Annotated in this window: 24 protein-coding genes; 12 read left to right on the forward strand and 12 right to left on the reverse strand. The window is 68.6% G+C overall.

Features of this window, described 5'->3' with window-relative positions; all coding sequences use genetic code 11:
- Positions 1–45 precede the first annotated feature (45 nt).
- Positions 46–1,017 carry a FecR domain-containing protein gene (locus tag AT699_RS19450; RefSeq protein ID WP_006384006.1) on the forward strand — a complete coding sequence of 324 codons (972 nt, stop codon included), beginning with the start codon at positions 46–48 and terminating at the stop codon, positions 1,015–1,017.
- Between the two features lie 378 nt (positions 1,018–1,395).
- On the forward strand, positions 1,396–1,659 hold the full coding sequence (gene rpsT, locus AT699_RS19455) for a 30S ribosomal protein S20 (RefSeq protein WP_006396042.1): 264 nt from the start codon (positions 1,396–1,398) through the stop codon (positions 1,657–1,659).
- A 208-nt stretch (positions 1,660–1,867) separates the two neighbouring features.
- Here the strand turns inward: rpsT and AT699_RS19460 are convergent, their stop codons facing one another.
- The gene (locus tag AT699_RS19460) at positions 1,868–2,782 is read right to left on the reverse strand and encodes a LysR family transcriptional regulator (protein ID WP_024069540.1); all 915 of its coding nucleotides are present in this window, start codon (positions 2,780–2,782) and stop codon (positions 1,868–1,870) included.
- 120 nt (positions 2,783–2,902) lie between these two features.
- Here AT699_RS19460 and lysA point away from each other — a divergent pair, with 120 nt between their 5' ends.
- Complete coding sequence (gene lysA, locus AT699_RS19465; protein ID WP_024069541.1) at positions 2,903–4,132, forward strand: diaminopimelate decarboxylase; 1,230 nt, start codon at positions 2,903–2,905, stop codon at positions 4,130–4,132.
- A gap of 48 nt (positions 4,133–4,180) precedes the next feature.
- On the opposite strand, the gene garL is transcribed toward lysA, so the two are convergent.
- The 5 genes from garL to AT699_RS19490 form a co-directional block, all read right to left on the reverse strand.
- Positions 4,181–4,948 (reverse strand): 2-dehydro-3-deoxyglucarate aldolase, encoded by a 768-nt coding sequence (garL, locus tag AT699_RS19470; protein WP_020928461.1) that lies wholly within the window; start codon positions 4,946–4,948, stop codon positions 4,181–4,183.
- Positions 4,949–5,014: 66 nt separating this feature from the next.
- On the reverse strand, positions 5,015–6,010 hold the full coding sequence (locus AT699_RS19475) for a Bug family tripartite tricarboxylate transporter substrate binding protein (protein WP_020928462.1): 996 nt from the start codon (positions 6,008–6,010) through the stop codon (positions 5,015–5,017).
- A 115-nt stretch (positions 6,011–6,125) separates the two neighbouring features.
- A complete protein-coding gene (locus AT699_RS19480) occupies positions 6,126–7,232 on the reverse strand; it encodes an Ldh family oxidoreductase (protein ID WP_020928463.1) in 1,107 nt (368 codons plus the stop codon).
- A gap of 54 nt (positions 7,233–7,286) precedes the next feature.
- Complete coding sequence (locus tag AT699_RS19485; protein ID WP_006384013.1) at positions 7,287–8,000, reverse strand: FadR/GntR family transcriptional regulator; 714 nt, start codon at positions 7,998–8,000, stop codon at positions 7,287–7,289.
- Between the two features lie 120 nt (positions 8,001–8,120).
- Positions 8,121–9,050 carry a dihydrodipicolinate synthase family protein gene (locus AT699_RS19490; RefSeq protein ID WP_024069542.1) on the reverse strand — a complete coding sequence of 310 codons (930 nt, stop codon included), beginning with the start codon at positions 9,048–9,050 and terminating at the stop codon, positions 8,121–8,123.
- Between the two features lie 229 nt (positions 9,051–9,279).
- Between AT699_RS19490 and AT699_RS19495 the strand changes: the two genes are divergently transcribed.
- The 3 genes from AT699_RS19495 (at position 9,280) to AT699_RS19505 (ending at position 12,393) form a co-directional block, all read left to right on the forward strand.
- The gene (locus AT699_RS19495) at positions 9,280–10,281 is read left to right on the forward strand and encodes a tripartite tricarboxylate transporter substrate binding protein (protein WP_024069543.1); all 1,002 of its coding nucleotides are present in this window, start codon (positions 9,280–9,282) and stop codon (positions 10,279–10,281) included.
- Between the two features lie 73 nt (positions 10,282–10,354).
- Complete coding sequence (locus AT699_RS19500) at positions 10,355–11,326, forward strand: Bug family tripartite tricarboxylate transporter substrate binding protein (protein ID WP_006384016.1); 972 nt, start codon at positions 10,355–10,357, stop codon at positions 11,324–11,326.
- Positions 11,327–11,436: 110 nt separating this feature from the next.
- Complete coding sequence (locus AT699_RS19505; protein WP_024069544.1) at positions 11,437–12,393, forward strand: 2-hydroxyacid dehydrogenase; 957 nt, start codon at positions 11,437–11,439, stop codon at positions 12,391–12,393.
- Between the two features lie 202 nt (positions 12,394–12,595).
- Here the strand turns inward: AT699_RS19505 and AT699_RS19510 are convergent, their stop codons facing one another.
- The 3 genes from AT699_RS19510 to radA form a co-directional block, all read right to left on the reverse strand.
- A complete protein-coding gene (locus tag AT699_RS19510; protein ID WP_006384018.1) occupies positions 12,596–12,835 on the reverse strand; it encodes a hypothetical protein in 240 nt (79 codons plus the stop codon).
- Between the two features lie 200 nt (positions 12,836–13,035).
- On the reverse strand, positions 13,036–13,809 hold the full coding sequence (locus tag AT699_RS19515) for a sulfite exporter TauE/SafE family protein (RefSeq protein WP_020928467.1): 774 nt from the start codon (positions 13,807–13,809) through the stop codon (positions 13,036–13,038).
- 12 nt (positions 13,810–13,821) lie between these two features.
- Positions 13,822–15,186, reverse strand: a complete 1,365-nt coding sequence (gene radA, locus AT699_RS19520; RefSeq protein ID WP_045953247.1) for a DNA repair protein RadA — start codon at positions 15,184–15,186, stop codon at positions 13,822–13,824.
- A gap of 431 nt (positions 15,187–15,617) precedes the next feature.
- Between radA and AT699_RS19525 the strand changes: the two genes are divergently transcribed.
- The gene (locus tag AT699_RS19525) at positions 15,618–16,262 is read left to right on the forward strand and encodes a hypothetical protein (RefSeq protein WP_020928470.1); all 645 of its coding nucleotides are present in this window, start codon (positions 15,618–15,620) and stop codon (positions 16,260–16,262) included.
- A 113-nt stretch (positions 16,263–16,375) separates the two neighbouring features.
- Positions 16,376–16,822, forward strand: coding sequence for a homoprotocatechuate degradation operon regulator HpaR (gene hpaR / locus AT699_RS19530; RefSeq protein ID WP_006384288.1), 447 nt, complete (start codon positions 16,376–16,378; stop codon positions 16,820–16,822).
- Between the two features lies 1 nt (position 16,823).
- On the opposite strand, the gene hpaD is transcribed toward hpaR, so the two are convergent.
- Both hpaD and hpaE read right to left on the reverse strand, forming a co-directional pair.
- Positions 16,824–17,675 carry a 3,4-dihydroxyphenylacetate 2,3-dioxygenase gene (hpaD, locus tag AT699_RS19535; RefSeq protein ID WP_006384289.1) on the reverse strand — a complete coding sequence of 284 codons (852 nt, stop codon included), beginning with the start codon at positions 17,673–17,675 and terminating at the stop codon, positions 16,824–16,826.
- 39 nt (positions 17,676–17,714) lie between these two features.
- Positions 17,715–19,181, reverse strand: coding sequence for a 5-carboxymethyl-2-hydroxymuconate semialdehyde dehydrogenase (hpaE, locus tag AT699_RS19540; RefSeq protein WP_024069546.1), 1,467 nt, complete (start codon positions 19,179–19,181; stop codon positions 17,715–17,717).
- A 210-nt stretch (positions 19,182–19,391) separates the two neighbouring features.
- On the opposite strand from hpaE, the gene AT699_RS19545 reads away from it, so the two are divergent.
- Genes AT699_RS19545 through hpaI form a run of 4 tightly spaced genes read left to right on the forward strand, consistent with a single transcriptional unit; the run spans position 19,392 to position 22,835 of the window.
- On the forward strand, positions 19,392–20,420 hold the full coding sequence (locus AT699_RS19545; RefSeq protein WP_024069547.1) for a fumarylacetoacetate hydrolase family protein: 1,029 nt from the start codon (positions 19,392–19,394) through the stop codon (positions 20,418–20,420).
- 21 nt (positions 20,421–20,441) lie between these two features.
- Positions 20,442–21,191, forward strand: a complete 750-nt coding sequence (locus tag AT699_RS19550) for a fumarylacetoacetate hydrolase family protein (protein WP_006384292.1) — start codon at positions 20,442–20,444, stop codon at positions 21,189–21,191.
- A gap of 25 nt (positions 21,192–21,216) precedes the next feature.
- Positions 21,217–22,020, forward strand: coding sequence for a 2-oxo-hept-4-ene-1,7-dioate hydratase (gene hpaH / locus AT699_RS19555; RefSeq protein ID WP_006384293.1), 804 nt, complete (start codon positions 21,217–21,219; stop codon positions 22,018–22,020).
- Positions 22,021–22,034: 14 nt separating this feature from the next.
- Complete coding sequence (hpaI, locus tag AT699_RS19560) at positions 22,035–22,835, forward strand: 4-hydroxy-2-oxoheptanedioate aldolase (protein ID WP_024069548.1); 801 nt, start codon at positions 22,035–22,037, stop codon at positions 22,833–22,835.
- Positions 22,836–22,946: 111 nt separating this feature from the next.
- On the opposite strand, the gene AT699_RS19565 is transcribed toward hpaI, so the two are convergent.
- Positions 22,947–23,666: an SDR family oxidoreductase gene (locus tag AT699_RS19565; protein ID WP_020928472.1), complete on the reverse strand. Its 720-nt coding sequence runs from the start codon at positions 23,664–23,666 to the stop codon at positions 22,947–22,949.
- Between the last annotated feature and the right edge of the window lie 219 nt (positions 23,667–23,885).

Raw genomic sequence — 23,885 nt, forward strand, 5'->3', positions numbered from 1 at the left:
TTTCGCAGGCGGCGTGATGAAGTGAAGTACGCCCAAGGACACCCCATGGCGGACCAAGTAATCAATTGGTTGCTGCTGCTGCGCTCCGGTAAAGCGACAGCGCAGGACTACAACGATTTCCTGGCGTGGCGAGCAGCAGATCCTCTTCATGAGAATGCCTGGCAGCAATTGACCGGCACTCTGACGGGATCGAATTTCGGCCGACTGGGCGACGCCTATCCGGCCGGCTATGCCACGGCGCCCCCGCCACCGTTGATTCCCCCTGCGCCGGCCCCCGCAGCCGTCGGCGTGCCGCCGCGCCGACGCTTCCTGGCCGGCTCGCTGGCGCTCGCCAGCGCGGGCGCCTGCGCCGCCTACGTGGGCAATGCCTTCTACCCCCTGAGCAATGTCGCGGCCGATGCCGCCACGGCCACCGGCGAGCGCCGGCGCTACATCCTGTCCGACGGCAGCCAGCTGCTGCTGGACGCGCGCAGCCGCGTCAACCTCGATTTCACCCCGGCCTACCGCCAGGTGCGCCTGCTGGATGGCGCCGTCACCGTGTCGGTGGCGCCCGATGCGCGCCGTCCCTTCCTGGTGCAGACCGCCGAGGGCACCGTGCGCGCCCTGGGCACCCGCTACATGGTGCGCCAGCAGGCCCAGCGCACGGTGGTGGTGGTGCATGAACACGAAGTCGTGGTGGAAACCATGGCCGGCGCCCACGGCATCGTCCGCGCCGGCACCGGCGCGCGCTTCGACGTCTCGCGCATCGACACGCCACGCGCCGAACTGGTGGCCGAAGCCGCCTGGGAAGCCGGCTGGGTCGACGCCCGCGGCCGCCCTCTGGCCGAAGTCATCGCCGCCCTGCGCCCCTACCGCAGCGGCACGCTGCGCGTCTCCATGGCCGCCGGCGGCCTGCCGGTATCCGGCCACTTCCCGCTGGACGACACCGACGCGGCGCTGGATGCGCTGCAGGACCAGATGCCCATCCACGTGCGGCGCTATACGCCCTGGTTCGTCTCGATCAACGTCGCGGCCTGACCACGGCCACCGACACCGCGCTGTAACGAAAAGCCGCTTCGTTGTATACTCAGTACCGTATTTTTATCCAGTAGGCGCGGCAGGACCGCCGTCAGGCGTCGATGCCCGGGATTTATCCGATGGTTCCATTCCAGGGATTTTTCCCGCGGAGGTTTTCCACGGATATTCCATGGGCAGTTCCATGGATCGATCCCATCGACGCCCATCAGGTCTCAGCCCGGGTATATCACCCGGGTTCTGCAGCCCGAGGGGTTTTCCTCGCAGCGCCCCCCGCCCGGTTGACGGGCGCTCCATCGGCAGACACGGCATTTAAAGCTTGCAATCCCTCGGGGACTTGCTAAAATGTTCGACTTTGCCGAATTCAACTTACATAGCAACATGGCCAATACCGCCCAAGCCCGCAAGCGCGCTCGCCAATCCGTTGAGCGCAACAAGCACAATTCCAGCCTGCGCTCGATGCTGCGCACCGCCATCAAGCGCGTTCGCCAATCCATCGCCGCTGGCGACAAGGCTGCGGCTGGCGAAGTGTTCCAAAAGGCCAGCAGCGTGATCGATCGCGTGGCCGACAAGAACATCATCCACAAGAACAAGGCCGCTCGCCACAAGAGCCGCCTGGCCGCCGCCATCAAGGCGCTGGCCTAAGCCATTCTGCCGCCCCGCCATGCGGGGCGTCATGAATACGGCAAATGAAGAAGGATGCCCACGGGCATCCTTTTTTGTTGCCTGGCGCTTTTGCCCGTTCTTGATTTTGGGCCACCCGTTTTTGAGTCGCCCGTTTTTGAGTCGCCCGTTTTTGAGTCGCCCGTTTTTGAGTCGCCCGTTTTTGAGCCACCCGTTTTTGAGCAGCCCCTCACTGCGGCCGGGCCGCCAGCCGGGCGCGCATCTGCGCGGCTTCGTCCCGCAGCATGGCGGTGAAGGGATCAACCAGCGGGTTCCTGGGACGATGCTCCGGGAACACCAGATTGACCCGGAACGGAAACGACCGCCGCAGTGGCCGGATATGCAGGCCACGCCCGGCGAAATCGAGCGCGGTGAGCGGATTGACGATGGCCAGGCCCAGCCCCTGGCGCACGAACGCGCACACCGAGACCGCCGTCGGCGTCTCGATGATGGCGCGCCGCAGGACGCCCTGGGCCGCGAAGGCTTCGTCGATCTGGATCCGGTAGGGGTCGCTGGCCGACAGGCTGACGAAGGGCTCGCCAGCGAAATCGGCCAGGTCTAGCGCCTGCCGCGCCAGCAGCGGATGGCCGTCGGGCAGCACCGCGACCTCGTCGACCTCCACCAGAAGCTCCAGGCGCGTGCCGGCCGGCTCCAGGTCGTGTTCGGTCAATCCCAGGTCGTAGCGCTGCGCCGTGAGCCACTCCTCCAGGAACGGCGATTCCTGCGCCTCCAGCGCCAGGCTCACGCCCGGATGGGCCTGGCTGAAGCGACGGAACGCGCCCGGCAGCAGCGAATGGGAAAACGCCGGCAGCGCGATCACGGCCAGTTGGCCATCCTGGAATGCCCGCAGGCGCGCGGCGGTCGATGCGACCCGCTCCAGCCCGGCATAGGACTGCCGGACCTCGTCATACAGCGCCAGCGCCGGCATGGTGGGCCGCAAGCGGCCGCGCACGCGCTCGAACAGCGCGAAGCCGATGGCCTGTTCCATGCGCGCCAGCTCGCGGCTGACGGTGGGTTGCGAGGTGAACAACAGGTCGGCGGCCTTGGTGACGCTGCCGGCGATCATCAGGGCGCGGAACACTTCGATGTGGCGATGGGTCAGCATGCCCTGTCCATATCAGGAATGAATCGACGTGGAAAATATAAGCATTTTACTGGATGGGCTCGCTGGGGCATGATGCCGGCCTGATTTCCCTTTCCCCCCCCGCTACAAGGTTCACCCGCGATGGCTTTCGATCCGCGCCAGCTCACTCAACTCGCCGCCGAGCACGGCACCCCGCTGTGGGTCTACGATGCCGCCGTCATCCGCGAACGCATCGCCCAACTGCGCCGCTTCGACGCCATCCGCTACGCGCAGAAGGCCTGCTCCAACCTGCACATCCTGCGCCTGATGCGCGCCGAGGGCGTGATGGTGGACGCGGTGTCGCTGGGCGAGATCGAGCGCAGCCTGGCCGCCGGCTTCGAGCCCGCGGGCGAGCCGGCCGGCGTGGTATTCACGGCCGACCTGATCGACCACGCCACCCTGGCCACCGTCGTCAAGCACGGCATCACGGTCAATGCCGGCTCGCTCGACATGCTCGAACGCGTCGGCCAGCACGCGCCGGGGCACCGCGTGTGGCTGCGCATCAACCCGGGCTTCGGCCACGGCCACAGCAACAAGACCAACACCGGCGGCCCGCAGAGCAAGCACGGCATCTGGATCGACGACGTCGCCGCCGCCATCGGCATCGTGCGCCGCTACGGCCTGAAGCTGGTCGGCATCCACATGCATATCGGCTCGGGCGTGGACTACGGCCACCTGTCCAGCGTGTGCGACGCGATGGTCGACGTGGTCGCCTCGCTGGACCACGACATCGAGGCCATCTCGGCCGGCGGCGGCCTGTCGATTCCGTATCGCGAAGGCGAGCCGCGCATCGACTGCGACCACTACTTCGAGCAATGGGACGCGGCCCGCAAGCGCATCGAACAGCGCCTGGGCCACGCGGTGCGCCTGGAGATCGAACCGGGCCGCTTCCTGGTGGCCGAGGCCGGCGCGCTGGTGGCCGAAGTGCATGCGATCAACCGCCGCCCCGAGCGCGACTTCGCGCTGGTGGACGCCGGCTTCAACGACCTGATGCGCCCGGCCATGTACGGCAGCTACCACCGCATCTCGGTGCACGCGCCGGACGGCGCCACGCCGCCCACGGCCGAGACCCGCATCGCCGTGGCCGGCCCGCTGTGCGAATCGGGCGACGTGTTCACGCAGGATGCCGGCGGCGTGGTGTCGGACCAGTCGCTGCCGCGGCCGCGCATCGGTGATTTCCTGGTGTTCCACAACGCCGGCGCCTACGGCGCGTCGATGTCCTCGAACTACAACACCCGGCCGCTGGCGGCCGAAGTGCTGCTGGACCGCAACGAGGCGCGCCTGATCCGCCGCCGCCAGACGGTCGCCGACCTGCTGGCGCTGGACCAGTAAGGCAAGGCGCGGCCGTGGCGAACGCGACGGCCGCGCGCTCAGGCAGGATCAGGTGGGAAAGGCCTCGCGCAAGGCGAAGGTGGCCTGCTTGAACACGCCCAGATCGGTGCCGACCGCGACGAAGTGCATGCCCATGTCCAGGTAGCGGCGCGCATCGGCCTGCACCGGCGCCAGGATGCCCACCGCCTTGCCCTGCGCGGTGACGCGCTGGTACAGGTGGCGGATGGCTTCCTGCACTTCCGGATGGCCCGGATTGCCCAGGTGGCCCAGGGCCGCGGCCAGGTCGGATGGGCCGATGAAGACCCCATCCACGCCCTCGACCGCGGCGATTTCGTCGACCGCCTCGATGCCCGGACGGCTCTCGATCTGCAGCAGCACGCAGATGTTGTCGTTGATGGTCTTGAGGTAATCCGGCACGGTGCCGTAGCGGTTGCTGCGCTGCATGCCGGCCACGCCGCGGATGCCCTGCGGCGGATAGCGGGTCGCGGCCACCGCGCGGCGCGCGTCGTCCTCGGATTCGATGAAGGGGATCAGCAGGTTGTAGAAGCCGATGTCCAGCAGGCGCTTGATTTCGACCGGGTCGTTCCAGGTGGGTCGGCCGATGGCGGCGCTGGCGCTGCCCTGCAGGGCCTGCAACTGCTGCAGGAACATCGGCACGGTATTGGGTGAATGCTCGCCGTCCAGCAGCAGCCAGTCGAAGTCGGCCAGGCCCGCCAGTTCGGCGGTGACGTGGCTGGACATGCACATCCAGAAGCCGATCAGGCGTTCGCGCGCCAGGATGCGTTGGCGAAAGCGGTTGGGCAAGGGTGAAGTCATCGCTGCGTGTTTCCCATCGAATGAACCCCGGGCGCCCGGCGCGCGGGGTGTGTTGATACCGATTCCTCAGTCCATGCGGGCGCCGGAGGCCTTGGCCGCCGCGCCCCACTTGGTGATTTCGGATTGGACGAAGGCCGAGAACGCCTTGGGGTCGTCGCCCACCACCACGAAGCCTACGCTTTCCAGCTTCTGCCGGATATCCGGTGAAGCCAGGGCCTTGACGGTGGCCTGGTTCAGGCGCTGGATGATGGCCGTCGGCGTCTTGGCGGGCGCGGACAGGCCGAACCACGATTCGGCGGCAAAGCCCGGATAGCCCGATTCCGCCACCGTGGGCGTGTCCGGATAGGCCGGGTTGCGCTGGGCGCTGGCCACCGCCAGGGCGCGCAGCTTGCCCGACTTGACCTGCGGCAGCAGCGAGTCCTGGTTCAGGAACATCACCGACACGCGCCCGCCGATCATGTCGGTGATGGCGGCGGCGCCGCCCTTGTAGGGCACGTGCACTAGGTCGAGCTTGGCGGCCTGCTTGAGCATTTCCATGGCCAGGTGGCCGGACGACCCGTTGCCCGAGCTGGCGTGGGTGTACTTGCCGGGATTGGCGCGCACCAGCTTGATGAAGTCGGCGAAGTTGGTGGCCGGGAAATCCATGTTGGCCACCAGCACGTTGGGCCCGGTGGCCAGCAGCGAGATATGGGCGAAGTCGCTGTCGCGGTACGGCATGCTCTGGTAGAGCGAATAGCTGATGGCGTTCGAGCCCACGCCCGACAGCAGCAGCGTGTAGCCGTCGGGCTCGGCCTTGGCGACCACGTCGGAACCGATGTTGCCGTTGGCGCCGCCCTTGTTCTCGACCACCACGCTCTGGCCCAGTTCCCTGGACAGTTCGGCGGCCAGCAGGCGCCCGACCGCGTCGGTGCTGCCGCCCGCGGGGAACGGCACGATCAGCTTGACCGGCCGCGTCGGCCAGTCCTGCGCCAGCAGCAGGCCCGGCGCCAGCGCGGCGGCCGCGCCCAATGCGATGGCGGCCAGTCCCAGCCGGCGGCGCGCCGGCGATGTCTTGTGTTGCATGGTTGTCTCCTTGTCGTGTTTTTCTAATGCTTGCCGCCCGGTGGGCCGGGTCGGTGGATCACCGCGCGGTCGTTGCCGCGCGGCGGGGAAAACGTCATGCGACCGGACGGCGCATTCAGTCCAGCAGATAAGGCACCGAAGCGCGCTGGCAGATCTCGCGCAGGCGCACGGCCAGCGCGGGCGGGATCGGGATGCCGTCGATCCGGCGGCGCGCGCGCTCGGCGGCCTCGGGCTCGCCGGCCACCAGCACCGGCTCGTCGGGCCGCGCCGGCGGGGTGTCGTGCAGCGTGTCGATCAGGTCGTCCATGTCCGATTCAAATGAGCCGCTGGCGCGGAACGCGTCGGGATTGAGCGCCAGGAAGAAATGGCCGACGTCGTCCGGCTCGCCCGGCCGCCGGGTGACGTTGCGGCGCGCCGCCAGCGCGCTGCCGCTGAGCGTGCCGCCCAGGATCTGCGCCATCATCGCCAGGCCGTAGCCCTTGTGGCTGCTCATGGCCGGCGTGCCGCCCAGCGGCGTCAGCCCGCCTTCGGGATGCTTGAAGATGAACTGCATGGCGGTATCGGCCGCGGTGACCGGCTCGCCCCGCCCGTCCACCGCCCAGCCCGGCGGCAGCGGCTTGCCGAGGAAGTCGTACACCTTGACCTTGTTGGCCGCCACGGTGGTGGTGGCCATGTCGAGCACGAACGGCTCGTTGTGCGCGGCCGGCGCGCCGAAAGCGATGGGATTGGTGCCCAGCATCGGCATGGCGCCGCGCGTGGGCACCATGATGACGCCGTTGGCGCTGCTGGTGACCAGCCCGACCACGCCGCGTTCGACCGCGATGCGCGCATAGACGCCGGCCGCGCCGAAGTGGTGGGAATTGCACACCGACACCGCGCCCACGCCGTGTTCCAGCGCCTTGTCGACGGCCAGGTTCATGGCCTGCGCCGACACCGGGTAGCCCAGGCCGCCCATGCCGTCCAGCAATGCGCTGGCGCCGCCGTCGCGCACCAGGCGCGGCCGCGCGTCGAGCCTGAGCGTGCCCGCGCGCAGCTTTTCCTCGTATGAAGGCAGCATCGAGATGCCGTGCGAATCGATGCCCAGCAGATCCGTCTCGGCCATCAGGCCGGCGGTGATGGCGGCCAGGTCGGGCGCCATGCCCCAGGCCTGCAACACGATCAGAATCTGTTCACGCACCTGCCCCGCCGATGCCGCTGTTCCTGCCGAACCATTGCCTTGCACGCGATGTCTCCTGCTGTTGTCAGTGTGAAGCTCCCGGACGGCGCGAGCGGCCGGTCAATCGCGTTCGCGGTCGACCAGCCGGTGGCGGGCCTGGCCCAGGTGGAATTGCATGGCGACCCGGGCGCGCTCGCCGTCCTGGGCGCGGATCGCGTCCAGGATGGTGGCGTGCTCGTCGAGGACGCGCTGGGCGCGCTGGCGCGACCCGGTGCGGGTCAGGTTGAGCGTCAGGCGCATGAAGCCGTTGATGGACTCGTGGATGCTTTCCAGCACCCCGAGATAGAAGTCGTTGCCGGTGGCCTCGGTGATGCTGGCGTGGAACGCCAGGTCGGCCTCGGCCGACATCTGGCCGCGCGCCAGACTGTCGGCGAAGGCGGCGTGCGCGGCTTCGATCTTTTGCAATTGCTCGTCGGTGCGGCGCAGCGCCGCCAGCCGCGCGGCATCGCCTTCGAGCGCCACGCGCAGTTCCTGCGCGCGCAGGTAGGCGCCGACGTTGCCCACATCGCTGAAGGCGGTCAGGCGCGGCGCCGGCTGGTGGCTGACGAAGGTGCCCAGGCCCTGGTGGGCGGTGATGAGGCCATCCGCGCGCAGGCGCAGCAAGGCTTCGCGCACCACCGGCCGCGATACGCCGAAGCGTTCGGAGATCTCGTTCTCGGAAGGCAGCTTGTCGCCGACGTTGAGATTGCCGGCGACGATCTGCTCGAAGATCTGCCCGTACAACTGGTCGGCCAGCCGGACGCGGTGGCCGCGTTCCAGCACCAGCGCGCCCATGGCGTCCGGCTCGGCGGACGCGGGCGGCGCGGACGGGGGCGATGCTTTGGGTCGGGCCACGAAATCTCCTGGGGCGTATCGGCAGCGCTCATCGTACCGTCAATGCCGCGCGCGCGGCCATCAGGCCGCCACGGCGTCGCGGTCCCAGGCGGCCAGCGCGCGCGCCACCGGCGCCACCCGTTCGCGCTCGGCGCTGGAGATGCCGGTCAGCAGCGGCAGCATCGGCCCCATGTCGGCCACGCCGGACAGGGTCACGGCGTCGTGCAGCACGCGGATCGGGCTGATCGCATCGCGGCAGTCCTCCAGGCCCAGGTAGCTGGCGCGCACCGTTTCGGCTTCGTCATAGAGGCCTTCGTTGAGCAGCTGAAGCAGGCGCATCGAGCCGCGCGGGGCGACGCAGACCGAGCCCGAGGTGAAGCTCTTCAGCCCGAAGTCGCGGTAGTGGACGATGGCCGGACGTTCGCCAATGCCGCTGACCACGCGGTTGCTGTCCACGCTTTGCAGCAACGCCGACAGGTAGGCGTCGCGCGCCGGATTCTCGCGCACCACGGCGTACTTGAACGCGACGATGCGGCCTTCCTCGACCAGGCGCGCCGCCGTTGCCGGCGCCAGGTAATCGGCCGACTTGATGTAGACCACGGCGGGCTTGCCCAGCGCATCGGTGAAGCGGCGCACGCCATCGGCCAGGCCGGCATCGGTGTAGGGAAACGACATGGGCAGCAGCATGGCCGTCGGAAAGGCGCGACTGCGCAGGATTGCCGCCTGATCCATCATCTTGCCGAAATCCGGACCGACCGACGGCAGGATCCAGGTGTCCGGCCCGGCCAGCGACGCCAGCAGGTCGACGATGCGCGCGTACTCGCCCACGCCGACGTTGTAGAAGTTGGCATTGCCGCCGTACATCACGTTGCGCACCCCGCCCGCCTCCAGGTGCCGCAGCAGGGCCTGGTTGGCGGCTTCGTTCAGGGACAGGTCCGCGTGGCGCGCCAGCGGCGGCACCGCGATGACGGAACGCTGCAGGTCCTGGACGGTGACCGGGGAGGTTTTCATGGCGGGTCTCCTGGTGGATTCCGCGGCGGAATCCAGTTGTTAGATGAGTGGCTTCCAAAAAGTATACTTGGTTGACAAGTAGACCCTCAATACCTATATTCGTTTTACAAGTCATCGGCATCACGACGGCAGGGCGCGACAGACGCCGGCAGCATTCAAGCGGGCTCCGGCCCGGCAGGAACACCCCACAAACGATGCGCGGCCACGCGCACACGAGGAGACGATTTCCATGCTTGCAGCCCCTTTGCGCGGCCGCCTGGCCCTTGCCGCCTGCCTGGCCGCCGCAGCCCTGCTGCCGTGCGCGGCCGGCGCCAGCACCGATTACCCGGCGCGCGACGTCAGGATCGTCGTGCCCTTCCCGGCCGGCGGCACGGCCGACATTGCCGCGCGCGTGGTGGCCGCCGAACTGGGCAAGGCCTGGGGCAAGGCGGTGGTGGTGGACAACAAGGCGGGCGCGGGCGGCAACGTAGGCACCGCCGAAGCCGCCCGCGCCACGCCCGACGGCTACACCCTGTTGATGGGCACCGTCAGCACCCATGCCATCAACCAGTCCGTCTATGCCAAGCTGCCCTACGATCCGGTCAAGGACTTCACGCCGGTCACGCTGGTGATCCCGGTGCCCAACGTGCTCGAACTGAATCCCGGTTTCGCCGACAAGCACGGCATCCGCAACGTGGCGGACCTGATCAAGTACCTGAAGGCCAATCCCGGCAGCGTCAACATGGCCTCGACCGGCAACGGCACCTCGACCCACCTGTCCGGCGAGCTGTTCCAGGCCATGACCGGCACCCGCATGACGCACGTGCCCTACAAGGGCAGCAGCCCGGCGCTGACCGACGTGATGGCGGGCTCGGCCGACCTGATCTTCGACAACCTGCCCTCGTCGATGGGCTTCATCAAGGGCGGCAAGTTGTGGCCGCTGGCGGTCACCACCGCCACGCGCTCGCCGGCGCTGCCGGACGTGCCGACGTTGGCCGAGGCGGGCGTGACGGGCTACGAGGCCTCCAGCTGGTTCGGCCTGCTGGCCCCCGCCGGCACGCCGCGCGAGATCGTCGACAAGATCCAGCGCGATGTCGCCGCGGCGCTGCAGCAGGCGCCGGTACGCGCCCAGCTGCAGGCCCAGGGCGCCACGCCGTCGGGCAACACGCCGGCACAGTTCACCCAGTTCATGGCGCGGGAAACCGTCAAGTGGGCCGCGGTCGTGAAGCAATCGGGCGCCAAGGTCGACTGACCGGCGCCGGTCCGGACCCGGCCGCCACGCGTGGGCGCCGGGTTCTTCATCATCACGCGAACCAGGAGACACCATGAACAGATCGATATGCGCGGTCGCGCTGTCCGCCGCCGCCCTGCTTGCCGGGCCGGCGGTCCACGCCGCCGGCTATCCCACCAAGCCCGTCACGATGATCGTGCCGTTCGTGCCGGGCGGCTCGTCCGACATCACCGCGCGCAGCGTCACGCCCGGGCTGACGAAGGCGCTCGGCCAGACCTTCGTGGTCGAGAACAAGCCGGGCGCCAACAGCGCCATCGGCGCGCAGGCGCTGGCCCGCTCCACGCCCGACGGCTACACCATGATGGTCGGCTCGATCGGCACCTTCGCCATCAACGAGGCGCTGTACAAGAATCTTTCGTACAACCCCAGCAAGGACTTCGAATACCTGACGCAGGCCGTGCGCAACCCCAACGTGCTGGTGGCCTCGCCGTCGTTCCCGGCCAGCACGGTGGCCGAGTTGGTGGACTATGCGAACAAGAATCCGGGCAAAGTGTCGTACGCTTCGTCCGGCACGGGTTCGTCCGACCACCTGTCGGCGGTGATGTTCCGCCAGCGCACGCAGACCTCGGGCGTGGACGTGCCGTACCGCGGCGGGGGCGCCGCCATCGCCGACCTGATCGGCGGCCAGGTCAACGTGTCGTTCCAGAACCTGGGCGCGGTGCAGACCCACATCAAGGCCGGCAAGCTCAAGGCGCTGGCCATCACCGGCGATGCGCGCGCGGCCGATCTGCCGGACGTGCCGACGCTGGCCGAGGCCGGCATCAAGGACATGGTGGTGTATTCGTGGCAGGGCTTCGCGGTGCCCAAGGGCACCCCGCCGGACGTGGTGCAACAGCTGACCAAGGCCCTGCAGGCCGCCCTGCGCGACCCGCAGACCGAAAAGACGCTGCAGGGGCTGGGCTTCGAAGTGGTGGCCAACACGCCGCAGCAGTTCAGCGCGTTCCAGCAGGCCGAGGTCAAGCGCTGGAAGGACGTGATCCAGAAGGCCAACATCCAGCTGGAATAAGGCCGCCGGGCGGCGCGGCCGGCGGCCTGCCGCGCCGCCCGCCCCCTCTCAGCCGGATTCAAGGCCGGATCAAGTAGCATGAAGGTTTCGCCACCCACCTGTACGACAACATGACCACCAAGCATCGCATCATCCAGGTCGGCTCGCTGGCCGGCTCGCCCTCCGCCAACCAGCGCCTCGCGGAGCGCTACGACGTCATCGAGCTCTGGAAGCAGCCCGACCGCAAGGCCGCCCTGGCCGAACTGGGCAAGGGCGTCACCGCCGTCGTCACCTCGGCCAACTTCGGCGCCAATGCCGAGCTCATCAACGCCCTGCCCGACCTGAAGGCCATCTGCAGCTGGGGCGTGGGCTACGAGACCATCGACGTGCAGGCGGCGCATGCGCGTGGCGTGCAGGTCAGCAACACGCCCGACGTGCTGACCGACTGCGTGGCGGACCTGGCCTGGGGCCTGATGATCGCCGGCGCCCGCCGCATGGGCCAGGGCGAACGCTTCGTGCGCGCCGGCCAGTGGGGCCAGGTGCATGGCAGCATTCCGCTGGGCCAGCGCGTCAGCGGCAAGAAGCTCGGCATCGTCGGCCTGGGCCGCATCGGCGAAGCCATCGCCCGCCGCGGCCTCGGCTTCGACATGCAGGTGCGCTATCACAATCGCAGGAAGCGCGACGACGTCGACTACGGCTACGAGGCCTCGCTGACCGACCTGGCGGCCTGGGCCGATTTCCTGGTCGTGGCCACCGTGGGCGGTCCCGCCACGCGCCACCTGGTCAACCGCGAGGTGCTGGAAGCGCTTGGCCCGCGCGGCATCATCGTCAACATCGCGCGCGGTCCGGTCATCGACGAGGCCGCGCTGGTGGCCGCGCTTGAGGCCGGCAAGCTCGGCTGCGCCGCGCTCGACGTGTTCGAGCATGAACCCAAGGTGCCCGAGGCGCTGATCAAGAGCGACCAGGCGGTGCTGCTGCCGCACATCGGCAGCGCCACGCTGGAGACGCGCCAGGCGATGGAAGACCTGATGCTGGAAAACCTGGCGGCGTATTTCGACACCGGCCGCGTGATCACGCCGGTGGACTGACGACGCGGGCGGGAACGGCGGCGCGGCCAGCGCCGTCGGCGCCCACGCAAGTGGCTCGAATACGGGCAACACAAACGCAGGCAATACAAACGAAAAAGCCTCCCGGCGCCCATACCGAGAGGCTTTCGACTTCCAGGTCCGAAAACCCGTCCGTCGTGCAAAGGAACTGCCAGACCTCGCGGTCCGATGCTGCGTGACTGCCTTACTTCGCGGGCGCCGTGGCGGTACCCGATTTGTCCATCTTGGCGGCGCCCGATTTCTCGGTGCCCTGCTTGGCGGACGTTTTGTCGGACTTGTGATGCTTGTGCTGCGCCTGGGTCTTGGTTTCGCCCGACTTGGTCGTGGCATCGGCGCCCGCCGCGAACGCCGAAGGCGCGGCGGCAAGGCCGAGGCACAAGGCCGAAGTGGACAGGAACGCAGCGATACGGGAGTGGGTCGTCATTACATGAACTCCTAATGGTGAAGGCCCGGGGCTGGCCCCTGGCCTTTCCGACACGGGGCGGCAACATCGCCGCATGACCCGTACTCCGTTGGAACCGGCGCCCCGCCGAAGGTTCAGCGCGCCGCGGGAAATTTTCGCGCCCTTTCCGACGTTAACGCTTCGTCATGGGATCGTGACAATCGACTCCCGGCGAGCGGCGCTCAGCTTTCAAATACCAACAGCGCCACGGTGGCGAACAGCATCGCCGCGAAGCTGGCTCTCAGCTTGCGTTCAGGCAGACGATAGGCCAGCCGCACGCCGACCGGCACGAACAGCAGGCTGCCCGCCGCCAGCGGCAGGCCCACCAGCCAGTCGGCCTGGCCGGCCCATGAGTACGTCACCAGCGCCACCGCGGAACCCGGGATCACCATGCACAGCGCCAGCGCCTGCGCGGTGGTCTGCGGCAGCCGGAACACCGTGGTGATGATGGGCACCGCCAACACCGCGCCACCGACGCCGAAGAAGCCGCCCAGCGTGCCGCACAGCACGCCCAGCGCGGTGGCGCGGCGCGGCGTGAACACCGGGGCGTTGCCGCCGGCCCTGGGCGCGCGCCGGGCGCGGCCGGCGCGCCAGGTCTGCCAGGCGTAGAACAGCGCGATGAAGAACAGGAACACGGCGAAGCTCAGGCGCAACACGCCCGAATCGATGCCCAGCGCCAGCCGCGCGCCGACCCAGGTGAACACCACCGCGCCGCCCGCGCCCGCCAGCGCCACGCGGCGGTCGATGCGGGTCTGCTGGTTGTACTTGCGCACCGCCATCATGATGGTGGGCAGCACCATGATCAGCGCGGTGCCCTGCGCCAGCTGCTGCGACATGCCCATCAGCAGCACCAGCGCCGGAATCGCGATCATGCCGCCGCCGATGCCCAGCACGCCGCCCATGAAGCCAATGAGGCACCCCGCGCCCAGGCACAGGGCGATCAGCAACAGACTCACGTGAGGCTCCCGTCAGCGCAGCTTGTCGAGCGCGGCGTCGAGCCGGTCCACCGCCCAGATCTCCAGCCCCTCGATGGGCTGGCGCGGCGCATTGGCCTTGGGGATGAGCGCGATCGAGAAGCCCAGCTTGGCGGCTTCGCGCAGGCGTTCCTGGCCGCGCGGCGCGGGCCGGATCTCGCCCGCCAGGCCGACTTCGCCGAAGGCGATCAGCCCGCGCGGCAGGGGCCGGTCGCGCAGCGACGACATGATGGCCAGCAGCACCGGCAGGTCGGCCGCGGGCTCGGTGATGCGCACCCCGCCCACGGCGTTGACGAACACGTCCTGGTCGAAGGTCGAGACGCCGGCATGGCGGTGCAGCACCGCCAGCAGCATCGCCAGGCGGTTGCCCTCCAGGCCGACCGTCAGGCGGCGCGGATTGGGCGCGTGGGAACTGTCCACCAGCGCCTGGATCTCGACCAGCAGCGGACGGGTGCCCTCCTGCGTGGCCATTACGCAGGAGCCGGCCACCTGCTGCTCGTGCTGCGACAGGAACAGCGCCGACGGGTTGGCCACGCCGCGCAGGCCGCGGTCGGTCATGGCGAACACGCCCAGCTCGTTGACCGCGCCGAAGCGGTTCTTGAAGGCGCGCACCAGGCGGAACGACGAGTGCGTGTCGCCCTCGAAGTACAGCACCGTATCAACGATGTGTTCGAGCACGCGCGGTCCGGCCAGCGCGCCGTCCTTGGTGACGTGGCCGATCATGACGATGGCGATGCCGGTCTGCTTGGCCAGGCGCGTCAATTGCGCGGCGCACTCGCGCACCTGCGACACCGAGCCGGGCGCGGCGGTCAGTTCGCCGCTGTAGAGGGTCTGGATCGAGTCGATCACGGCCACGCTGGGCTTCTGCTCGGACACCGCCGCCTGGATCGCCTCCAGGCGGATTTCCGCCAGCAGGTTGACGTTGCCGGTCTGCAAACCCAGCCGGCGCGCGCGCAACGCCACTTGCTCGGCCGATTCCTCGCCCGTGACATAAAGCACGTTGGTGCTTTCCGAGAGCGACGCCAGCGCCTGCAGCAGCAGGGTCGACTTGCCGATGCCGGGATCGCCGCCGATCAGCACCACGGCGCCGGCCACCAGGCCGCCGCCCAGCACGCGGTCGAATTCCTCCAGCCCGGTGGGGGTACGCGGGGTTTCGCGCGCCTCGATCTCGGACAGGCTGCGCACGGGGCTGCTGGAGGCCAGCGGCGCGTAGCGGTGCGAGGCGGCCGCCGCGGGCACGGACGATTCGACGGTTTCTTCCAGAGTGTTCCAGGCATTGCAGTGCGGACACTTGCCTTGCCATTTCGGGGTGGTGCCGCCGCATTCGGCGCACACGTATACGGTTCGGGTCTTGGCCATGGGCGCAAGTTTACCGGCAGCAGGCGGGTCGCGGGGTCGCCGGCGCGCGGCCGCGACACCGCTTTTCCAGCCCATTTGGCCCCATGCCGGTGCATACCGCTTTCAATCTGCTTGCAGAAACAGGGACGCCATGCAGTTACACCATGCAAACACAAGAAATTCACTGGCAGATTTCTGCAAATCGCGCATAATCACCGGTTGATGCGCAATGTTGAACCGCCGGTTATATGGCGGCATACCCGGCGCCGCCGTCCACCCCGACGGCACGACGGAAATCGCGGCGCATTGCAAGCTGTCGGCCGTGCATGCGGCCACCTAAACCGGAACACGACCCCCAGCCTGGACGAGATCGCCGGACCACCGGCGCGGCGCGGGCAAAGGTCAAACGCGCATGCGCCCTGCCACCAGGCGCCTGCGCGAGGAGTACGCGCATGAGCATTGCCTATCGCCCCCCCTTCGACGAAGACGACGAACTGGATTTGCGCGCCGTGTATCGCAAGCCCAGGACCGGCGGCAGCCCCGAACTGGACGCGGCCGTGCGCCGCACCTGGCATCCCGGCCACAGTTGGCATCCGGGCTGGGCCGCGGCCGCCTGCGCGGCGCTGGTGGCCGGCCTGTTCGCCTGGACCGACATGCGCGAAAACGCCGAGATGATCGACATGACGCCGCAACTGGCCGTGTCGCAGGAAGCCGAGGCCAGCCCCGAACGCGCGCCGGCACCGCGCCTGGTGGGCACCGACGCGCCCGCGCCGCAGCAGGCGGCCGCCCCGGAAATCCAGCGCGCCGCGCAACCGCCGGCCGAGTCGCAAGCCAACGTCCCGCCCCAGCTGGCCACGGCCGAGCCGGCGCCCCAGGCGGCGGCGCTGGAGCCCGCGGCCGAACAAACCGCCAGCGCCGAGCCCGTTGCCTTCAGCGACCAGGACATCGAGGCGCGCGTGGCGCACATCCGTGCCTTGATGCAGGACGATCAGCAGGAAGACGCCGTGGCCGCGCTGCGTGAACTGCAGCAAGGCGCGCCAGACCTGACGCTGCCCGACGACCTGCAGGAACTGGCGCAGCAGAACCCGGCTTCCTGACCCTTTTTTCCTTCCCCCGTTCGTTTGCCAGGCCCGCGCCCGTCGCGGGCCTGGACGTTGATGTCCCCGGAAATCAAACAGAAAAAGAACGGCTTCTTGCTAACATAGCCGCCATGAGTCCCAGCTTCCACCACCGCAACCTCCCCCACCTGCTGCTTTACGCGCGCGAAACCCTGATGGCGCATTTCCGCCCCATCCTGCATGCCGCCGGCGTCACCGAGCAGCAATGGCGGGTGTTGCGCACCCTGAGCGAAGTGGGCGCGATGGAGCCCAACCAGATCGCCCGCAGTTGCCAGATCCTCAGCCCCAGCCTGACGCGCATGCTGGCGGGCATGGAGGAACAGGGCCTGATCAAGCGGGTGCGTTCGAGCGCGGACCAGCGGCGCCAGGAGATTTCCCTGACGCCCAAGAGCAACAAGCTGATCGACCGCATGCGTCCGCAAGTGGACGCCAAGTACCAGGAAATCGAAGACCGGATCGGCAAGGAATTGCTCGAGCGCCTGTACACCGACGTCGACGCGATGGTCGAGCTGATCAAGCGCGACCCCGCCTCGGAATGAATCAGTCGGGCACGGGCAGGATGGCGTTGATCTGCCCCGTGCCCGAACTGGTGAAGTAGTCGGTGACGATCTCGGCCGGCCGGTCGTAGGCGTCCCAGCCCAACAATCCCAGCAGCATGGCGGTGTCATGCATGCCGCCCTCGCCCACGCACAGCTCGGCGTATTCCGGCAGCATGGCGCAGAAGGTCTTCCAGTCGCCCTGGCGCCACAGGTCCACCACGCGCAGGTCGACCTGGCGGTAGAACTCGCGGCTGATCTGGTGCATGGCGGCCTCGGGGCTGCCGTTATCGTTGAAGCGGTGCGACAACGAGCCGCTGGCCAGCACCGCCACGCGGCTGTCGCTCTGCTCGATGGCTTGCCGCAGGGCCGCGCCGAAGCGACGGCTGTCGTCCAACGCGTGCCAGGCGCACCAGGCCGCCACCGACACCACCTTGAAGCGGTCGTCGCCATTCATGTAGCGCATCGGCACCAGCGTGCCGTATTCCAGTTCGAGGCTGGCGATCTCGTGCGCGCGGGCAGGCACGCCGGCGGCGCCGGCGCATTCGGCGATGCGCCGCCCCAGCGCCGGATCGCCGCGGTAGGCGTAGTCCATGTCCTTGATGAAGTGCGGCAGTTCGTTGCTGGTGTAGCGGCCGGCGAAGCGTTCGTTGCAGTTGATGTGGTAGCCGGCGTTCACCAGCCAGTGCACGTCCAGCACCACCAGCGTGTCGACGTCCAGGTCGCGGCAACGCTGGCCAATGCGGCGATGGCCCTCGATGGCGGCCTCGCGGCAACCGTGATGGCGGCCGGGCATTTCAGATAGATACATGGACGGCACATGCGTTACCTTGGCCGCCAGCGCGAGCTTGCCCATGATGCTTGTCTCCTGTTGTTCTCGGTATCCGGGCGTCCTTCAGACGCCCCACTTCGGAATGTGGTGGCTGCCCATCGAGACGCAGACGTTCTTGATCTCGGCAAACACTTCATAGCTGTATTCGCCGCCCTCGCGGCCGGTGCCGGACTCCTTGGTGCCGCCGAACGGCTGGCGCAGGTCGCGCACGTTCTGGCTGTTGATGAACACCATGCCGGCCTCGATGCCGCGCGCCAGCCGGTGGGCGCGGCCGATGTCGCTGGTCCAGATGTAAGAGGCAAGGCCATACTTGACGTCGTTGGCCAGCGCCAGGCCATGGGCCTCGTCCTTGAACGGAATCAGGCAGGCGACGGGGCCGAAGATCTCTTCCTGGGCGCAGCGCATGCGGTTGTCGACGTCGGCCAGCACGGTGGGACGCACAAAGTTGCCGCCCGCCAGGTGCGCCGGCATGCCCTGCGGCGCGTCGGCGCCGCCGGCCAGGATGCGCGCGCCCTCTTCGCCGGCCAGGCGGATGTAGCCGGTGACCTTTTCCCAGTGCTGGCGCGTGATCATCGCGCCCACGTTTGTCTTTTCATCGGTCGGGTCGCCCACCACCAGGCGGTTGGCGCGCTCGGCGAAGCGGCGCACGAAGTCATCGTAGATCGATTCCTGCACGAAGATGCGCGAGCCCGCGGTGCAGCGCTCGCCGTTGAGCGAGAAGATGGTGAACAGCGCGGCGTCCAGCGCGCGCTCGACGTCGGCGTCGTCGAACACCAGCACCGGCGACTTGCCGCCCAGCTCCATCGAGAACTTCTTGATGCCGCCCGCGCTCGCCATGATCTTCTTGCCGGTGACGGTGCCGCCGGTGAACGAGATCGCGCGCACGCCGGGATGGCGCACCAGCGCGTCGCCGGCGGTGGCGCCATAGCCCTGCACCACATTCAGCACGCCGGGCGGAATGCCGGCTTCCAGCGCCAGCAGGCCGAGCTGGTCGGCCGTCAGCGGCGACAGCTCCGACATCTTCAGCACGGCGGTATTGCCCAGCGCCAGGCAGGGCGCGGTCTTCCAGGTCGCGGTCATGAAAGGCACGTTCCAGGGCGATACCAGCGCGCACACGCCCACCGGCTGGTAGAGCGTGTAGTTCAGCATCTGGTCGTCCACCGGGTAGGTGTGGCCGTTCATGCGGGTGCAGACTTCGGCGAAGAAGGTGAAGTTCTCGGAGGCGCGCGGAATCAGCTGCTTGCGCGTCTGCGAGATCGGCAGGCCGGTGTCCCGCGTTTCCAGCTCGGCCAAGTGCGGCACATTGCGGTCGATCAGTTCGCCCAGCCGCCGCATGAGGCGCGCGCGCTCCTTGGCGGGCATGCCGGCCCACTTGGGAAAAGCCTCGGCCGCGGCCGCAACGGCGGCATCGATCTCGGCCTGGCCGCCGGCGGCCACTTCGTCGATGGCCTCGCCCGTGGCCGGGTTGAAGGTGGTGAAGCGGTCGGTGCTATCGACCTGCCTGCCGTTGATCCAGTGCTTGATGCTCACGTGCGTCTCCTCGCGTCCCGCGATGGCCGGCGGAGGGAATCCGGCGGCAATGCGAAAATTTAGTTAACGAGTTAACTTTATGCTTGCCTTCGCGCCACTGTCAACGGCGGAAAACCCCTGTCGCGCGCCAGCCGCGTCGATTGCCGCGGCCCCGGTTTTTCACTATTATGATTAACATGCTAACTATATCGGCCCGGTCCCGCGCCTGCCATGCCCCATATCTGGATTGAGTATTCCGCCAACCTCGACCTGGACACCCGCGCCCTGATGCGCGCGGTCCAGGACGCCGCCGTGGGCGACGGCAGCCTGTATCCGCTGGCGGGCGCCCGCAGCCGCGCCGTGCGGATCGATGACTACCTGATCGCCGACGGCCATCCCGACAACGCTTTCGTGCACGTGCTGCTGCGCATCGGCCACGGCCGCAGCGCCGCGCAGCAGGCGGCATTGGGCGAGCGCACGTTCCAGGCCCTGCGCGACGCGCTGGCGCCGGAAATGGCGCGCCGGCCGCTGGGCCTGTCGCTGCAGGTCGAGGAAGCCGACGCGGTGCTCAACTACAAGCACAGCAACTATCGCGAATACCTGGCGGCCCGCGCCGCCGCGCTGCCGCGCACCGTTGCGGGCGCGGCGCTCAATACGCGCCAGGCGCTGGCCGCGCTGGGCGAGGCGATGAATGCGCCGCCCTACCAGGCCGCGCCGCGCGCGCCGGTGCTGTACATCAAGCCGGCCAACACCTATGCCGCCGACGGCGATGCGATCGCGTTGCCGGCCGACGTGCCCGAAGTGCGCATCGGCGCCAGCCTGGGCATCGTGTTCGGCCGCCGCGCCAGCCGCGTCAGCGAAGCCGAGGCCCTGGCCCACGTGGCCGGCTATCGCGTGGTGGCCGACCTGTCGGCGCCGCACGACAGCTATTTCCGGCCCGCGCTCAAGCAGCAGTGCCGCGACGGCTTCTGCCCGATCGGCCGCGAACTGGCGCCGGTCGCGGCGGTGCCGGATCCCGACGCGCTCGGCATCGAGGTCTGGGTCGACGGCGCGCTGGCACAGCGCGCCAGCACCGCCGACCTGGTGCGGCCGGTGGCGCGCCTGATCGCCGACGTCACCGAATTCATGAGCTTCGAACCCGGCGACATCCTGCTGGCCGGCGCCCGCGCCGACGCCCCGCTGGCGCGCGCCGGGCAACGCTACGAAATCCGCATCGCCCAGGTCGGCGCGCTCGGCAACACGCTCATCGCCGGCGCCTGAGGCGCCCTCACGGAACCCGCCATGAAACACGCACGCATCGCCTACGAAGGCGCCATCCACGCCGCCACCGACGCTGGCAACGGCCAGATCCGCCTGGCGGACGGCCGCCTGCTGGCCGAGGACGCGGTGACCTGGCTGCCGCCGATCGAGCCGCGCACCACCTTCACGCTGGCCATCAACTATGCCGACCACGCCAAGGAACTGGCGTTCAAGGCGCCGGCCGAACCGCTGGGTTTTCTCAAGGCCGCCAACACCTTCGTCGGCCATCGCGCGCGCACGCTGCGGCCGGCCGACGTGGGCTTCATGCACTACGAATGCGAGCTGGCCGTGGTGATCGGCAAGACCGCCCGCAACGTGACGCGCGCGCAGGCCTACGACTACGTGGCCGGCTACACCGTGGCCAACGACTACGCGCTGCGCGACTACCTGGAAAACTGGTATCGCCCCAACCTGCGCGTCAAGAGCCGCGACACCTGCACGCCGCTGGGGCCGTGGCTGGTGGACCGCGACGACGTGGCCGACCCGATGAACCTGGACCTGCGCACCACCGTCAACGGTGTCGAGACCCAGCGCGGCAACACCCGCGACATGGTGTTCGACATCCCCGCCCTGATCGCTTACTTCAGCGGCTTCATGACGCTGTCGCCCGGCGACCTGATCCTGACCGGCACGCCCGACGGCATCGTCAACGTGCAGCCGGGCGACGAGGTCGTGACCGAAATCGACGGCATCGGCCGGCTCGTCAACACGCTGGTGCCCTGCCCCGCCTGATTTCCCTTACCTGGATATTCCCCGCATGCTTGACACTTCCACCGTGCGCGCCCTGGCGGCGCGCCTGCACGACGCCGAACGCAGCCGCCAGCAGATCCGCCAGATCTCGCTGGAGCACCCCGACATCACCATCGCCGACGCCTACGCCATCCAGCGCGCCTGGATGGACATCAAGCTGGGCGAAGGCCGCGTCAAGCGCGGCCACAAGATCGGCCTGACCTCGCGCGCCATGCAACTGTCATCGCAGATCGACGAGCCCGATTTCGGCATGTTGCTCGATGACATGTTCTTCGAGGACGGCGGCGACATTCCCGCCGGCCGCTTCATCCTGCCGCGCCTGGAAGTGGAGCTGGCCTTCGTGCTGGGCAAGCGCCTGCAAGGCCCGAACGTGACGCTGTTCCAGGTGTACGACGCGGTCGACTACGTGATCCCGGCGCTGGAGATCATCGATGCCCGCTCGCACGGCATCGACCCCGACAGCAAGCGCCCGCGCAAGGTGTTCGACACCATCGCCGACAACGCGGCCAACGCCGGCGTGGTGATGGGCGGCCGGCCGGTGAAGATCGGCGAACTGGACCTGCGCTGGATCGGCGCGATCCTGTCGCGCAACGCGGTGATCGAAGAAACCGGCGTGGCCGCCGGCGTCTTGAACCATCCCGCCAATGGCGTAGTATGGCTGGCGAACAAGCTGGCCGCGCACGACGTGGCGCTGGAAGCGGGCGAGATCATCCTGTCGGGGTCCTTCACCCGTCCGGTGGCCGCGCGCCCCGGCGACACCTTCAACGTCGACTACGGCGTGCTCGGCTCCGTCAACTGCCATTTCATCTGACCTCAACGCGGCCCATGGATATCCTGACCAATCAGTTCAAGCGCGCGCTGCGCGCCGGCACGCCCCAGATCGGCCTGTGGGCCGGGCTGGCCAGCGCCTACACCTCCGAGATCATCGCCGGCGCCGGCTTCGACTGGCTGCTGATCGACGGCGAGCACGCCCCCAACACGCTGCAGACCACGCTGGCGCAGCTGCAATCGGTGGCCGCCTATCCGGTGGCGCCGGTGGTGCGCCCGGCCTGGAACGATCCAGTGCAGATCAAGCAGATCCTCGACACGGGCGCCCAGACGCTGCTGGTGCCGATGGTGCAGTCGGCCGAAGAGGCCGCCGCCGCCGTGGCCGCGGTGCGTTATCCGCCCGCCGGCATCCGTGGCGTGGGCAGCGCGCTGGCGCGTTCGTCGCGCTGGAACCGCATCCCCAACTACCTGGAGCGCGCCAACGACGAGATGTGCGTGCTGGTGCAGATCGAGACGCCGCGCGGCGTCGATGCGCTGGAAGCCATCCTGGCGGTGGACGGCGTCGACGGCGCCTTCATCGGCCCGGCCGACCTGTCGGCCAGCATGGGCTACCTGGGCCAGCCCGACCATCCCGAAGTCACCCGCGCCATCGACGCGGCCATCGGCCGCATCGTCAAGTCGGGCAAGGCGGCCGGCATCCTGCACAGCGGCGTGGCGCAGGCCAGGCACTATCTGTCGCTGGGCGCGACCTTCGTCGCGGTGGGCGTGGACGCGGTGCTGCTGGCGCGCGCGGCCGAAAAGCTGGCCGGCGAGTTCAAGGACCTCAAGCCGGTCGGCAAGGCCGGCGGGCCGTACTGAGCCCGGCGGGAAGCAACGGAAAAAACCGGCGCCCACGGGCGCCGGTTTTTCCATCGGAGGCCAGGAACGGCGTAGCCAGATGGGCCGTGCCGCCTGGCCCGATCCGGGCGATCAGGAGCGGCCGCCCAGGCTGCCGCCGCCATCCACGCCCAGCACCTGGCCGGTGATGAAGCCGGCGTCGTCCGACAGCAGGAAGGCGATGGCGGCGGCCACTTCGGCCGGCGTGCCCAGGCGCTTCATCGGCACCGAGGCCAGCGCGCGCTTTTCGCCTTCGCTGCCCGCCGGGCGGGTGGCGCGGAACATCTCGGTTTCGATGGGGCCCGGCGCCACCGCGTTGGCGGTCACGCCGTATTCGGCCAGCTCCAGCGCCCAGGTGCGGGTGCAGCCGACCAGCGCGCTCTTGGCGGCCGAATAGGCGGTGCGTTCCAGGCCGCCGTGGATGGCGCGGCTGCAGACGTTGACGATACGGCCGGCGCGGCGCGCTTTCATCGATTCGATGAAGGCCTGGGTGACCTGCACGGCGACGCGCACGTTCAGGTCCAGCACGTTGTAGAGGGTGGCCAGGTCGATCTCGCCCAGCGGCTGGGGCGAGGCGATGCCGACGTTGTTGACCACGGCATCGACCGGGAATTTCTCGCGGATCTCGCGCAGCACTTCCTCGGTGCGGCCGGCGTCGGCCAGGTCACAGGCATAGAGGTAGCCGGGAAAGTCCACATCGCCGGTATTGCGCGCGATACCGACCACATGACAACCCATGTCGGACAGCCGCTGAGTAAGGGCCCAGCCTATGCCTTTGGTGGCGCCCGTGATGAGCACGCATTTGTCCTTCATGGATCGAAACCTCGTTGTTCGTTACTGGGGCGAAAACGGGCGCTTGGGCGCCCGGTCTTCAAGTAGACACCATCCGGCGTTACCTGTCTTGTAAATTGCGTAGCAATTCTTGCGTGCCGGACACCCTCCGCCTCGGATCGGGCGCGCGGCTTTCCGGAGAAAAATCAGGCGCTTGGAAGGCGCCCGCTGCCCAGGCGCCGGAAAAACGCGCCGGGAGTG

The sequence above is a fragment of the Achromobacter xylosoxidans genome, assembly GCF_001457475.1.
GTDB classification, from domain to species: Bacteria; Pseudomonadota; Gammaproteobacteria; order Burkholderiales; family Burkholderiaceae_B; genus Achromobacter; species Achromobacter xylosoxidans.